Here is a 12662-nt window from a genome sequence, read left to right as displayed (position 1 = left end):
ATCTCACCAATCGGGCCTTTAGGGGCAGTTTGACCCCCGCTTATCCACCTTTGATTCCTCTGAGTCTTAAAGTGGGGGTCTTACTGCCCGTTAGACTGCGATAAAACGGACGCGAGATGCGTCCGTCTCCTTACCCTCTGCTCACAAACATCGGAAGATCCGTATGGCCCATTTCCCGTACATAAACAAACAGGTTCCCTTTATGGTGAATTTCGTGATCCATTGCAATCTGCAGCAACTGGCTGCCGGTAAGTTCCATTCCAAAAATTCCGGTCATATCAATTTTTCTTTCCAATTCCTCAATGGTTAAGGATGAAATCACTTCAATTGTTTTCTCTGTGAAATTTTCAGCAGCCTCAGTCAGGCTGGGGGCAACTTCATCGAACTTTTCGCCAAACACTGCCGGGCTGCCGTCTTTTGCTGTTTTGGCAAACATATAAAAGGAAGTAAGCATATGGGTAACCAGTTTGCCCGCCGGCATGCTTGTTTCAGCTGGTTTATAATCAATATTTTCTTCATCAATCTTCCTGATCAGCTCATTAGTCACCCTTCTATGTGATAAAAAATAGGTTAAGTATTTTTGTGCTCTTTCCAAATTAATTCCCTCCTAAAAAGATAATCAAAATTAAATTTCAACTAAACTTGTGTAAATCCCTTTATATTACAAAAAGTTTATAGCTGGCAGGAATTTTACGAAATTCGTGGAATTATTTAACAGGGGAAGATTTGGAAGAATCTCTAGATTACAGACGTTTTGTTCACAGGGGGGAGATTCAAATATGGGGAAAAAGAAGAAAAAGAAAAGCCATGTGCCTTTTAGGGTCAATTTATTGTTTTTTTCTGTTTTTGTGTTATTTTCATTATTAATCTTAAGGCTTGGTGTAGTTCAGATTGTAAATGGCGAGACATACAAAAAAGAAGTCGACAGGACGGAAGATGTCACCGTATCGAACCCGGTTCCAAGGGGAAGGATGCTTGACCGGAACCATCAGGTTATCGTGGATAATATCCCGAAGAGTGCGATTACATATACCAACCGGAATGCCAAACAGGACGAAATGCTTCAAGTGGCAGAGCGGCTGGCTGTTTTGATTGATAAAAAGACCGATAAAGTGACCGAACGGGATAAGAAGGATCATTGGATCTTGCAAAACCCGGAAGCTGCCGGGGAAAAAATAACTGATAAGGAATGGAAGCTTTTTAAAGAAAAAAAACTGGATGATAAGCAAATCTATAAGCTGCAGCTAAAAAGAATCACAGAAGAAGACCTGAAGCAGCTGAGCAAGCAGGACCTGGAAGTGCTGGCCATTTTCCGTGAATTTACGAGCGGCTATGCGATGACACCGCAAATTGTTAAGAATGAAGAGGTATCACAAAAAGAATATGCGGCGGTCAGCGAGAATCTTCAATATCTTCCAGGTGTCAATACAACCACTGACTGGGACCGGACTTATGCTTTTGACAGTACGCTGCAGACAGTGCTTGGGAAGGTTACGGATTCCGGTGAAGGACTGCCGCAGGAAAGGCTGGATTATTTCCTGTCCAGAGATTACAGCAGAAATGAACGTGTAGGAAAGAGCTATCTGGAAATGCAATATGAAGATGTTCTGCATGGCCAAAAATCAAAGGAAAAGCTTATTACGAAAAAAGGGGAAATTCTCGGGAGTGAATTAGTTTCTGAAGGCCAAAGAGGTAAAGATCTTGTCCTGACAATTGATATGGATCTTCAGAAGGCTGTGGAAAAAGTTTTGGAAGAGGAAATTTGGGCTGCCAAGCAGACCCGGGGAACTTATTTAATGGATCGTGCGTTTGTCGTCCTAATGGATCCGCATACAGGTGAAGTCCTGACAATGGCAGGAAAGATGATTGGCAAAGATGATAATGGCAAAACCGTTCTGCAGGATTATGCGTTGGGTACCATTTCATCTTCTTACAATGTGGGATCCTCTGTAAAAGGGGCAACTGTTCTAACTGGCTATAAAACGGGTGCAATTACACCCGGAACGACCTTTTTGGATGCACCGATGAAAATTGCAGGAACCCCGCAGGTGAAAAAATCATGGTTTAACTTTCAGGCAATCATGAACGAAACAAGGGCACTGCGTATCTCCTCAAACGTATATATGTTCAAAACAGCCATTGAAATTGCGGATGCACGTTATGCTTATGATCAGCCTCTTGGATTTAAAAATCCTAATGCATTTGAAGATATGAGAGAATCTTTTGGCCAATTTGGCCTTGGTGTCAGAACTGGCATTGATTTGCCGAATGAGGCAATAGGCTATGAAGGTCCTCTCAGATTGCCGGGATTCCTGTTAGACCTTGCAATCGGACAGTATGATACCTATACTCCAATGCAAATGGCCCAGTATATATCAACGATAGCCAATGGAGGATATCGCATTCAGCCGAGGCTTTTAAAAGAAATCCGTGAGCCGGCAACGGAGCAGGAGGAACTTGGCCCAATCTGGAAGGATATCCAGCCGACAGTCTTAAATACGATAGATGTAAGCGAAAGAGAGCTAAGCACTGTTAAAGAGGGACTAAGACAGGTGATGCAGCATCCTGAAGGCACTGCATATAGAAGGTTCGCAGACGCACCATATTCCCCTGCAGGAAAAACTGGTACAGCGGAAGCATTTTATGACGGCCCGCTCAAAAAAAAGGGTGATAAATTAATAGATGTTATGAACTTGAGCCTTGTTGCCTATGCGCCGCATAATAATCCTGAAATCGCCATGTCAGTCATTGTTCCATGGGCATACCAGGGAAGAAGCGGGCATACAGCAAATTATGAAATTGGCAGAAAAGTATTAGATGCCTATTTCGAGCTGAAGAAGAAGGGGGCAGGTGCAGAACAAGAGAAGCCTGCCGAAGAAGATTCAGAAACAGAAGAAACTTAATATTTTTTGGCCAAAGTCGCCTGGACAAAAAGCCTTTCCTTATTGGGAATGGCTTTTTTTATACCTGAGTTTATTTTTTAAGTGTTTGAATTTATCTTTAATCAAAATCGGTTTGTCATTTTTTCCAAAAACCTTGCGATTAACCATGAATTGAATCGCTTCTTCCAGAATAGCGAGGATAATAATAGGGATGAAGATTACCAGAAACCAAAACCACATTGCTTCTGCTCCTTTCTTCTGATCGCATACAATTTATTTATATTCAGGAATGTACAGATAATGATGCTAATGGAAAAATAATCCATTCATTCTCATGGCGTAACCATGTCCTGGTTGTTTTCTTAAATAACCTATTAATACCAAAATAAACTTCTGCTTCTTTAAGGTACTGTGTAGTTTAATGAAAGGCCATTCGGGAAAATAAGGTAAAAAGGAGGTCCTGACATGAAAACAATCAATGTAGAGCTTCAATATGATGATCAGGAATTAACTAATAACCAGACAAAAGCATTTGATCAATTGAAGAGCCATCTCGAAGGAACAGGATTTAAAGTGGTAACGATTATGGAAAATGATCAATATCTAAAGGAGAATTCCGGCCTTCCTAACCAAAAGAAAAACAAAGTGCTCCCATCCCAGCCTGAAGGAGCAGAACCTGATATTAATTCCAGCGGTGCGGGAGGCATGGTCTCCCCTGATTCCAGTGAAAGCAAATATTCTGAGTAAGTCATGAGCCTTAGTCCATTGCGGTCTAAGGCTATTGTATTATTTGGAGGAGAATCTTTAATGAGGTTTGGGATCGTAAAAGCAGAAAACTGCTTACATATCCTACAAAAAATAAGAGAGCAGACAATGTACTCTGCTCTCTTTTCTATACAGCGATGTTTTAAATGCAGCCCTTTAGCAATTATCTGATTTGTGAAGATGAAGCGGCGGAGGAATCAGCCATCCTTTTTCTTTGTTCATGCGAAGAACTTTTAAGCCTAAAGCGGCTTTCTGAGTATGAAATTGGCCAAACATGCCTGCAATATCTTCACGTACACACTGTCCCATGATCGTACTGCAGCCAACCAATCCTGCTGCCAGGTCTCCTGCTAATTTTGCAGCTACCTCAGGATCCATGAACCTGGCACCTGGAGGAATATCATTCACACATGCATCAGGTCTGTCCGGCGGTGCAGGAGGAAGGCCAATTCCGTTTTCCTTTAACATCGCCTCGATTTGTTCTTCTTCCTGCTTGGAGAGGCGAATTGCTTCTTCAAGCATCTTCTTTAAGTCCTCATCTCCAGAGTGGCTTACCATTGTCTGGTATGCAGAGGCCATTCCTTTTCCTGCGAGCAAGTAAGACCATGTGCTAAAAACTTCACCATAATGCATAGGCTCGTCCTTTGGATTTCCGCTTAATATACCCATAGTATACCTCCTGATAAAATTCATTAGTGTGCCACCTTCCTTAAAATGCACAGGTATATCATGCCCATCAGGAGTATGAATATGTAATGAATATTAAATGGTTAAACTTCGTCTATTTGTGGTAAATATCGTATAAAAGCAGAGGAGATGAAAACTATGGACCAAACAAAAAAAACCTATTATATAGATATTGAAAATGCTCAGATTTACACCGAACCGGTAGAAGCTGCCGAATGGCAGTTTAAAATATTTGCGACTGACGAAGAATTGGCTCAGTTAAATGAATACATTAACGAGAATTATGATGCAGATCTTAAAACATTTGCCCGAGCCCATGTGCCGTTCCTGGAGTACCACAAAGAATCGAAAAATGATGAGTACGATGCATCCATGGAAGGCATATATAAAATGATTTATGATCTGGGTGATGACGAAGCCCGGAAACATATAGAAGGAATGGGAATACTGTAATCGAAAATATGCAGCTGGACTTTAAGCTGTTTTTAAATAAAAATCCATAAAAAGAACCGTCTATTCTGCTTTCATCAGAATGACGGTTTTTATATTTGTTCCTGTATAGTTGTTCTTTTTTAGTTTTTGTTTTCCTTGTTCGCATGTCGCTAAACACAAATGGGCTCCGATTGCATTCAGGGTTTCTTTTTCCCTCACGCACTGCTTTTTCCCTTACCTTCTTAGCAGATGATTTTGCCATATTAACAGCTCCTTTTGTTAGGATTGTATCATTAATTCCTAGATAATTCCATCCCCGGCAGACAGGTTTACTGCCGTTCAAAAAGACCGTGAATGGTCTTTTTTTTGTCAGCAGCTTTTCACTTTAAGTATCTGTCATTTCCCGAATTTTTTAAGATAGGGGAATTTCCCCCTCCGAATGGGGAAGTTCCCCGATATGGAAAAACTCCTCCCGCTTATACAATAAGGTTAAGGTAATTGTTTGTGAATGAGGAGGAGTTATTATGCAGGCAAAAGCTGCAGTCAATCAAAAATCAGGGAACACATTAAACAATGCGTTTGCATCACATTTTGCCAAGTCAATGTTTTTATCTGTAACAGCATTAGCTATTTTATCTTTTATTGGCACAAGAATGTTTACACATGTTGACTTGAACCTGTACGGATATATGGTCGGAACGATCGTGTTTATTGGAGGGTTTTTCTATAGATTCATCGCCTGGGGCGAAAGGCCGCCAACAAAGCTTATCCTGAAAAAAGGATTGAAACTGTTAGTTAGAAAGTCAACGCCAAAGACATCTGTTGAGCATCTGGCAACATACAATTTTATCTGGAATAGGGGAATTTACCGATGGACTCAGCACGTGCTGATCGGCTGGGGCTGTATCTTATCCTGCTTCGTTACATTCCCTCTCGTATTCGGCTGGATGTATTTTACGATGGATGACAATGGCCATTACAACATAATTGCAATGGGCATGAAGGTAATGACTGTCCCGGCGGATGGCATTATCGCCAACCTTTCGTACAACGCACTGAATATTACAGCAGTAATGGTAATCGCCGGTGTTTGCATGGCGCTTTACCGCCGCCTGAAAAATATGCAGGCAAGAGCGGAGCAGAAATTCCTGTATGATTTCATGCCTTTATATATGCTGCTGCTAGTAAGCATCACAGGGCTGGCTTTAACCTTTATGAATATCTTTTTACACGGGGCGGGACAGCCGGCAATGTCACTGATCCATCAATGGTCAGTTATCATTACACTGATTTACCTGCCATTTGGAAAGCTTGCACATATTCCTTTCCGGCCAATGAGTGTTCTGGCAAGAAACTACCGTGAACATTATGCCGAACAGGGCATGAAAGAATGCACGGTCTGCGGAGATCAGTTCGTTTCAGTTGAACAATCAAAAGATGTCGTCGATGTACTCGGCGTGAACGCTATTGAATTTAAAGCAAAGGAAGGTCATCATCTTGCAGAAATGTGCCTCCCTTGCCGAAGAAAGTACCGGATTGCACAATTTTCCGGATTCCCTACTCATGAAGTGAAGGTCAAGGAGGCAAACCAGAATGCAAAGGGATAAGTTTTTTAAAGAAATTGAGAATCTAAACCATCCGAATGAAAAATTAATAAAAACACACTGCAGCTATTGCGGTATGCAATGCGGAATGAATTTGAGGGTTAATACACAGACAAACAAAATAATAGGGGTTGAACCCCGTTATGACTGGCCGGTTACTGTCGGGAAAATGTGTCCGAAAGGGGTTACCGCCTACCAGCAGACTAACCACAAAGACCGCCTGCTGAAGCCGCTGATCCGGGATGATGCTTCTTTGAAAGGAACGGCAGAAGGGTTCCGGGAAGCAAGCTGGGACGAGGCATATGATTTGATCGCAAAGAAATTCAAAGAGCTTCAGACAGAATACGGAAAAGATTCACTCTCCGTCTTCAGCGGAGTTTCCATGACAAATGAAAAATGTTATCTGACAGGCAAGTTTGCCCGGGTTGCTCTGGGAACGCGCTATATAGACTATAACGGCCGTTTCTGTATGTCCAGCGCAGCCGGCGGATTCCTTCGTTCTTTCGGGGTAGATAGAGGCTCAACATTGCCTTGGACAGATATTCATGAAACGGATTGCCTGTTTATCGCTGGAAGCAATACAGCTGAATGCCATCCAACCTCCATGTTCCGTATTTGGAACGTTCAGGAGAGAGGCGGTTATATCATTGTGGTGGATCCCCGTGAAACGCCAATTGCAAGAAGGGCTGATCTTCATCTTGATCTGCAGCCTGGAACAGACCTTGCACTGGCAAACGGGATTGTAAATCAATTGATTGAAATGGGCTATATAGATGAAGAATTTATTAACAAACATACAAACGGATTTGAAGAAACAAAGGATCTTGTAAAGGATTTTACACCTGAATATACAAGCATGCTGACTGGTGTGGCGCCTGAAAAAATTATTCGCGCTGCTGAAATATACGGAAAAGCTCCAAATGCGGTTGTTATGTTTGCAAGAGGTGTGGAACAGCAGCATAAGGGTGTTGATAATGTTTCCGCCTACACAAACATGGCTCTTGTAACAGGAAAAATCGGCCGCCCTAAAGCCGGAGTAGCTACATTCACAGGACAGGGCAATGGACAGGGCGGGAGAGAGCACGGGCAAAAGTCAGATTTGCTTCCAGGCTACCGGAAAATTACAAATCCAAAACATGTTGAAGAGGTATGCAGCGTTTGGGGAATAACACCTGAAGAAATGCCGCAGCCTGGTGTATCTGCTTATGAAATGATTGAACTGATGGAGCAAAAGACGATTCGCGGTTTATACCTTCTATGTTCGAATCCGGCTGTATCAGCACCAAATCAAAATTTTGTGAGGAAAGCATTTAAAGCCTTGGATTTCATGGTCTGCTCCGATTTCTATCTTTCTGAATCGGCAGAGTTTGCAGATGTGATCCTGCCGGCCGTTACCTGGTCAGAGGATGAAGGGACAGTAACAAATATTGAAGGACGTATTATAAAAATCAACAAAGCACAGGAGCCTGTTGGTGAATCAAAGCCGGACTGGCAGATTCAAGTGGAGCTGGCTGAGCGGTTAGGCAGAGGAAAATATTTTTCTCACCTGAAAACAGCCAGAGATGTTGCAGATGAGTTCAGGCTGGCAACTAAGGGCGGCTATGCTGATTATTATGGTGCCACATGGGATAAGATCGATAAGCAGGATGGAGTTTTCTGGCCTTGCAAAGATGAAAAAGATGAAGGTACACCACATATGTTCCTTGATAAAAAGTTTTACCATCCAGATGGCAAAGCGAAGATATGCGCCCTGCCATACCGTCCGCCAGCGGAAGAACCGTGTGAAAAATATCCGCTCCGTTTAACAACTGGCCGTGTGGTTTACCATTATCTATCAGGAAATCAGACTAGGAGAATTCCTTTCCTTCACGATATGTGTCCTGAACCATATGTGGAAATCCATCCGGAAACAGCATCAACATATAATATGGAACATGAAGAAAGAGTCCGTCTGTTTACAAGAAGAGGCGAGGCTATCTATAAAGTCAAAATTACGGAAGCCATCCGCAAGGATACAGTCTTTGTTCCATACCATTTTGGACATGAAGACTCTATTAATCTATTAACGATTGCAGCGTTAGATCCAATCTCCCGTATGCCTGAATTCAAGGCATGTGCTGCACAGCTGGAAAAAGTCGAATTAAAGAAGGTGCAATAAATGAAAAAGAGGCTGTATTTGGAACTTGAAAACTGTATAGGATGCCGTTCTTGTCTGGCAGCATGTACACAATGCGGGGGGCACGAGGAGCGCAACAGAAACTATGTGTATGATGTAAATCCTCTTGTGAACCGGCAGACGATGCCTCTCATGTGCCTTCACTGTGAAAACCCGGCATGTGCGCGAAGCTGTCCTGCCCAGGCCATTCAGATTCATGAGACAGGCGCTGTGCTGTCTGCACTTGTCGAAAAGTGTATTGGCTGCCAAAACTGTACAATTGCCTGCCCATATGGCATACCAAAGTTTGATCACGAGGAGAACTTAATGTATAAATGCGATCTATGCATTGATCGTACAAAAGATGGAATTCCTCCTATGTGTGCGAGTGTGTGTCCATCCAATACACTTCAATGGCTGACAGATGAAGAAATAGAAAACAAGAAGAAGCAATTTAACCTTGATAACGGCAAATGGGTTACAAGCATGCCATATCTTGAAGGTGAAACAAACGTAAAAGTAAATCTGCCGGGAATCCTGCAGGGGATTACAAAGCTGTTTTAGGAGGGGTTAGGGATGTCTGATAAGAATAACAAGATTCCCTTTAATGAAGATAACTATACGCACAATATCGAACGGAATAACGAAAGAAAACTGGATAGACGGGGATTCATGAAAACTTTGGTTGGTGCGGCCGGTGTATTTGCGGTTTCCTCCCTTCCCTGGGGTGCGGTAGCTGCCAAAGAATTGATGGGGCTTGGCGAAAAGGAATATCCTCATAAGAAAATAACCGAAGTAAGCAAGCTGCCAATCGGCGATGCTGTGGAGTTCAAGTTTCCCGGAGATCATGATGATGCAATATTAATCCGCTTATCAGAGAACAAATATGTTGCCTATCAGAACGCGTGTACACATCTGCGCTGCCCGGTATTTTGGGTGAAGGAGCAGGGTGAAATGATTTGCCCTTGCCACCACGGCAAGTTCGATGTGGAAACTGGTGCGCCGACTGCGGGACCGCCAAGGAGGCCGCTTCCGGAAATACAGGTTAAGGTGGAGAATGGCGCAATTTATGCGGTGAGGGTGAAGCGTTATGAATCGTAGATACCTTGGAGTCATTATTTTGGCAGCGATATTAATGATGAATATTGTCTTTACTCAATATATGGTCCACCAATATTATTACGAAAACTATGAAAATGTACTGATTTTCGGCGGGCTGAATATTGTTCTTTTTCCCCTGGCTGTATTCGCTTATAAAAAGACGATTAACATGAGGGCGTGATTCATATGAACAGTGAAACATATCTTGATTTTTGTTTTGTCAGAGAACGATCCGGGGATTTTGCTCCGGAAGTAGACCAGATTCTCTCCGATCTCTTTAAGGGAGTCCGCCTGAACTGGTACTTGGATGAAAAGTCACATGAAGGCATGGACATTGTTGTAGCAGAGGTAAAAGGCATGAGCAAATGGCAATCGGAAGAGGAAACCATTGAATTTATAGAAGAAAATGCAGGAGTATCTTTCTGGAAATATCTGCAGGGATACCAGATGTATGTTTATCCTGCCAAAAGAGGGTGCGGAAGCTGTGGAACTCATTAAAAAAGAGGATCTGGACGGATTTGTACGGGAGAAGGTTCAGGTGGCAATCTTAGATGAAGATGGAAGTGACAAAGCACCATTTGTTCCTAAGATAATTGAAAAAACCGGACTTTGTCCTGATGGAACACACTTGCGGATTTATTTTGATAAAATGAACTTTTTTGCGGTCCCGCTGACCTCTTCTGTAGAAGCATCTGAGACCCAGTGGGCGGCAATTGATCAGGAAGCCGGATTAAAATATGTAATTAAGAAGAGAGCGTGAACAAAGTGATAAAAAAAATACAGCTTCCATTGCAGACGTTGAACTTAGTGGCCGGGTTTATGGTTTGGGTGCTGATATCCTCCCTTATGCCGTTTATAAAGGAAGATATCAATATTCCATCCGATAAGCTTGCCCTTGTTACAGCTGTTCCGGTCATCCTCGGATCTCTGCTCAGGATCCCTTTGGGGTATTATGCTAATCAGTTTGGCGCAAGAGTAATCTTTATGCTGAGTTTTATTCTTCTATTATTTCCAGTCTATTATATCAGCATAGCAGATTCGATTACTGATTTGCTTATCGGGGGCTTATTCCTCGGCCTTGGAGGAGCGGTATTCTCTGTTGGGGTTACATCCCTCCCGAAGTATTACCCAAAGGAGCGCCATGGGTTTGTAAATGGCATTTACGGGGCAGGAAATCTTGGAACAGCCATTACTGCCTTTGCAGCACCAGTTGTTGCCACGAAATTTGGATGGTCTCTAACTGTACAGATTTACCTTGTTCTGCTGGTGATTTTCATTGCGGCTAACTTCTTACTGGGTGATAAAAAAGAAGTTAAGGTACAGACTCCGCTTCTTGAGCAAATAAAAGGAGTCTATAAAAATGAAAAACTATGGCTATTGAGCTTATTCTATTTTATTACCTTTGGATCATTTGTGGCGTTTACTATTTATTTGCCAAACTTCCTTGTAGCTCACTTTGAACTTGATAAAGTTGATGCAGGATTAAGAACAGCAGGCTTCATTGTTCTTGCAACTGCCATGAGACCAATAGGCGGCTGGCTGGCTGACCGTTTTCACTCTTTAATTTTGCTGATGTTTGTTTTTGGAGTCTACACCATTTCTGCGGTGATACTATCACTATCTCCTTCAATCACATGGTATACATTCGGATGCTTAAGCATTGCTCTATCAGCAGGAATTGGAAACGGGGTCATATTTAAGCTTGTGCCAATGTACTTCCAGAAGCAGGCCGGTATCGTAAATGGAATTGTGTCTGCGATGGGCGGTCTGGGCGGATTTTTCCCTCCGCTGCTTTTGACTCTCCTATTTAACATTACAGGGCATTATGCAATTGGTTTTATGGCATTGTCTCAGGTCGCGCTTGCCAGCCTGATTCTGGTTGTTTGGATGTATTACCAGGGAAGGATGGAAATTGCGAGCCAGGTTATTGATCATACAATTGAAGGTATTCTGGTTACAGATAAGAACGGAAAAATTATTTCTGTAAACCCTGCTTTCACAGAAATTACCGGTTATAAACAAGAGGAAGTAGTCGGAAAAAATCCGAGTATCCTTAAATCAGGAAAGCAGTCTAAAGGCTTCTACCAGGACTTGTGGACTTCAATAGAAAACAATGGGTTCTGGCAAGGGGAAATATGGAATTCCCGCAAGGATGGGGAAGAATACCTCCAGTGGCTTACCATTAGTGCAATTAAAAATGATGCCGGTGATGTAGTCCAATATGCAGGCATGTTCAGCGATATTTCCAGCCATCGGGTAAAAAAAGCTTAATAAAAGCAAAATAATATATTTAAAAGGAGGAGGGATGAAATGGAAACCCAGCCAGCAAAGAAAAATATCAGCTCATATATTATTCAATCTCAGGAAGATGAGATCAAGCGCATCGCCCTGGAGCTTCATGAAGGGGTAGGGCAAACGCTTTACAGCTTGTATACAGGCATGCAGTTCATTCAGACAGCTGTCGATCAGCCGGAGATGAAAGACTATATTGGGGATATGGCACAAATGATGGAAAAAACAATTCAGGAAATCAGGCTTCTGGCTGTGGAATTGCATCCCCCTGCTTTAGGAACCCTCGGTCTCTTGCCTGCTCTGAAAAGTTATCTGAAATTATATACTTCCACATATGGAATCATCGTTGATCTTCAAAATGAGGGAAAGGAGGTGCAGATCAGGGAACGGGAAAGGATTACTCTGTTCCGTGTTTGCCAGGAAGCCCTGGCTAACATAGCAAGGTATGCTGACACAATGAGTGCAGGCATTATTCTTCGGTGGGAACCGGGAAAGCTTTCAATCACTATTCAAGATAAGGGGAAGGGCTTTGACGTAGATGCCGCGATGAAAAATTCAGCCGGTATTGCTGCCATGATGGAGAGAATGCTGTTAATCAACGGCAGATGCGTCATCAGCTCAAAAATCGGTGAAGGGACTTCAATAGATATCACCCTTCCGTTATACTAAGATTATACTTAACAAGGGATCTGCATATAGCGGCTCCCTTGTTGCCTATTATAGATTTTTATCGCAGTCTAACGG

At 42.6% G+C, this 12662-nt stretch carries 15 protein-coding genes and 1 pseudogene; 12 read left to right on the top strand and 4 right to left on the bottom strand.

Annotated elements, in window-relative coordinates; translation table 11 throughout:
• Nucleotides 1–130: 130 nt before the first annotated feature.
• The gene (locus tag CE058_RS17855; protein ID WP_163144476.1) at nucleotides 131–595 is read right to left on the bottom strand and encodes a DinB family protein; all 465 of its coding nucleotides are present in this window, start codon (nucleotides 593–595) and stop codon (nucleotides 131–133) included.
• Between the two features lie 184 nt (nucleotides 596–779).
• On the opposite strand from CE058_RS17855, the gene CE058_RS17850 reads away from it, so the two are divergent.
• Nucleotides 780–2903 carry a peptidoglycan D,D-transpeptidase FtsI family protein gene (locus tag CE058_RS17850; RefSeq protein WP_163144474.1) on the top strand — a complete coding sequence of 708 codons (2124 nt, stop codon included), beginning with the start codon at nucleotides 780–782 and terminating at the stop codon, nucleotides 2901–2903.
• A 39-nt stretch (nucleotides 2904–2942) separates the two neighbouring features.
• Here the strand turns inward: CE058_RS17850 and CE058_RS17845 are convergent, their stop codons facing one another.
• Entirely contained in the window at nucleotides 2943–3122 is a 180-nt protein-coding gene (locus CE058_RS17845) for a hypothetical protein (RefSeq protein WP_163144472.1), read from the bottom strand.
• A gap of 225 nt (nucleotides 3123–3347) precedes the next feature.
• Between CE058_RS17845 and CE058_RS17840 the strand changes: the two genes are divergently transcribed.
• On the top strand, nucleotides 3348–3629 hold the full coding sequence (locus CE058_RS17840) for a hypothetical protein (protein WP_048012064.1): 282 nt from the start codon (nucleotides 3348–3350) through the stop codon (nucleotides 3627–3629).
• Between the two features lie 174 nt (nucleotides 3630–3803).
• On the opposite strand, the gene CE058_RS17835 is transcribed toward CE058_RS17840, so the two are convergent.
• Nucleotides 3804–4316, bottom strand: a complete 513-nt coding sequence (locus CE058_RS17835; protein WP_163144470.1) for a DUF3231 family protein — start codon at nucleotides 4314–4316, stop codon at nucleotides 3804–3806.
• 156 nt (nucleotides 4317–4472) lie between these two features.
• On the opposite strand from CE058_RS17835, the gene CE058_RS17830 reads away from it, so the two are divergent.
• Complete coding sequence (locus CE058_RS17830; RefSeq protein ID WP_163144469.1) at nucleotides 4473–4787, top strand: hydrolase; 315 nt, start codon at nucleotides 4473–4475, stop codon at nucleotides 4785–4787.
• Nucleotides 4788–4812: 25 nt separating this feature from the next.
• Here CE058_RS17830 and CE058_RS25355 read toward each other — a convergent pair.
• A pseudogene (locus CE058_RS25355) lies at nucleotides 4813–5028 on the bottom strand (hypothetical protein); the annotation flags it as partial.
• A gap of 262 nt (nucleotides 5029–5290) precedes the next feature.
• Between CE058_RS25355 and CE058_RS17820 the strand changes: the two are divergent.
• Genes CE058_RS17820 through CE058_RS17780 form a run of 9 tightly spaced genes read left to right on the top strand, consistent with a single transcriptional unit; the run spans nucleotide 5291 to nucleotide 12587 of the window.
• Nucleotides 5291–6373 (top strand): hypothetical protein, encoded by a 1083-nt coding sequence (locus CE058_RS17820; protein ID WP_163144466.1) that lies wholly within the window; start codon nucleotides 5291–5293, stop codon nucleotides 6371–6373.
• Nucleotides 6360–8528, top strand: a complete 2169-nt coding sequence (locus CE058_RS17815; RefSeq protein ID WP_163144464.1) for a molybdopterin oxidoreductase family protein — start codon at nucleotides 6360–6362, stop codon at nucleotides 8526–8528. The genes CE058_RS17820 and CE058_RS17815 overlap by 14 nt, the downstream gene beginning before the upstream one ends.
• Nucleotides 8529–9089, top strand: coding sequence for a 4Fe-4S dicluster domain-containing protein (locus tag CE058_RS17810; RefSeq protein ID WP_048012011.1), 561 nt, complete (start codon nucleotides 8529–8531; stop codon nucleotides 9087–9089). It begins immediately after the preceding gene.
• A 12-nt stretch (nucleotides 9090–9101) separates the two neighbouring features.
• Nucleotides 9102–9626 (top strand): Rieske (2Fe-2S) protein, encoded by a 525-nt coding sequence (locus CE058_RS17805; RefSeq protein WP_163144463.1) that lies wholly within the window; start codon nucleotides 9102–9104, stop codon nucleotides 9624–9626.
• The gene (locus CE058_RS17800) at nucleotides 9616–9807 is read left to right on the top strand and encodes a hypothetical protein (protein WP_048012057.1); all 192 of its coding nucleotides are present in this window, start codon (nucleotides 9616–9618) and stop codon (nucleotides 9805–9807) included. The genes CE058_RS17805 and CE058_RS17800 overlap by 11 nt, the downstream gene beginning before the upstream one ends.
• 5 nt (nucleotides 9808–9812) lie before the next feature.
• Nucleotides 9813–10124 (top strand): hypothetical protein, encoded by a 312-nt coding sequence (locus tag CE058_RS17795; protein WP_163144461.1) that lies wholly within the window; start codon nucleotides 9813–9815, stop codon nucleotides 10122–10124.
• Nucleotides 10111–10386 (top strand): hypothetical protein, encoded by a 276-nt coding sequence (locus CE058_RS17790; protein ID WP_163144459.1) that lies wholly within the window; start codon nucleotides 10111–10113, stop codon nucleotides 10384–10386. Before CE058_RS17795 ends, CE058_RS17790 begins: the two co-directional genes overlap by 14 nt.
• 5 nt (nucleotides 10387–10391) lie before the next feature.
• Entirely contained in the window at nucleotides 10392–11897 is a 1506-nt protein-coding gene (locus CE058_RS17785) for a nitrate/nitrite transporter (protein ID WP_163144457.1), read from the top strand.
• A gap of 39 nt (nucleotides 11898–11936) precedes the next feature.
• Entirely contained in the window at nucleotides 11937–12587 is a 651-nt protein-coding gene (locus tag CE058_RS17780; protein ID WP_163144455.1) for a sensor histidine kinase, read from the top strand.
• Nucleotides 12588–12662 lie beyond the last annotated feature (75 nt).

Source organism: Bacillus sp. 22-7 (assembly GCF_010628845.1).
Lineage (GTDB): Bacteria > Bacillota > Bacilli > Bacillales > Cytobacillaceae > Cytobacillus > Cytobacillus firmus_B.
This window is presented reverse-complemented; position numbering and strand designations above follow the sequence as displayed.

What these genes read in the sequence shown, in the direction of transcription:
- CE058_RS17795 (WP_163144461.1), top strand. Translation starts at nt 9,813, where the DNA reads ATGAACAGTGAAACATATCTTGATTTTTGTTTTGTCAGAGAACGATCC.
- CE058_RS17800 (WP_048012057.1), top strand. Translation starts at nt 9,616, where the DNA reads ATGAATCGTAGATACCTTGGAGTCATTATTTTGGCAGCGATATTAATG.
- CE058_RS17830 (WP_163144469.1), top strand. Translation starts at nt 4,473, where the DNA reads ATGGACCAAACAAAAAAAACCTATTATATAGATATTGAAAATGCTCAG.
- CE058_RS17850 (WP_163144474.1), top strand. Translation starts at nt 780, where the DNA reads ATGGGGAAAAAGAAGAAAAAGAAAAGCCATGTGCCTTTTAGGGTCAAT.
- CE058_RS17780 (WP_163144455.1), top strand. Translation starts at nt 11,937, where the DNA reads ATGGAAACCCAGCCAGCAAAGAAAAATATCAGCTCATATATTATTCAA.
- CE058_RS17820 (WP_163144466.1), top strand. Translation starts at nt 5,291, where the DNA reads ATGCAGGCAAAAGCTGCAGTCAATCAAAAATCAGGGAACACATTAAAC.
- CE058_RS17835 (WP_163144470.1), bottom strand. Translation starts at nt 4,316, where the DNA reads ATGGGTATATTAAGCGGAAATCCAAAGGACGAGCCTATGCATTATGGT.
- CE058_RS17840 (WP_048012064.1), top strand. Translation starts at nt 3,348, where the DNA reads ATGAAAACAATCAATGTAGAGCTTCAATATGATGATCAGGAATTAACT.
- CE058_RS17805 (WP_163144463.1), top strand. Translation starts at nt 9,102, where the DNA reads ATGTCTGATAAGAATAACAAGATTCCCTTTAATGAAGATAACTATACG.
- CE058_RS17845 (WP_163144472.1), bottom strand. Translation starts at nt 3,122, where the DNA reads ATGTGGTTTTGGTTTCTGGTAATCTTCATCCCTATTATTATCCTCGCT.
- CE058_RS17810 (WP_048012011.1), top strand. Translation starts at nt 8,529, where the DNA reads ATGAAAAAGAGGCTGTATTTGGAACTTGAAAACTGTATAGGATGCCGT.
- CE058_RS17815 (WP_163144464.1), top strand. Translation starts at nt 6,360, where the DNA reads ATGCAAAGGGATAAGTTTTTTAAAGAAATTGAGAATCTAAACCATCCG.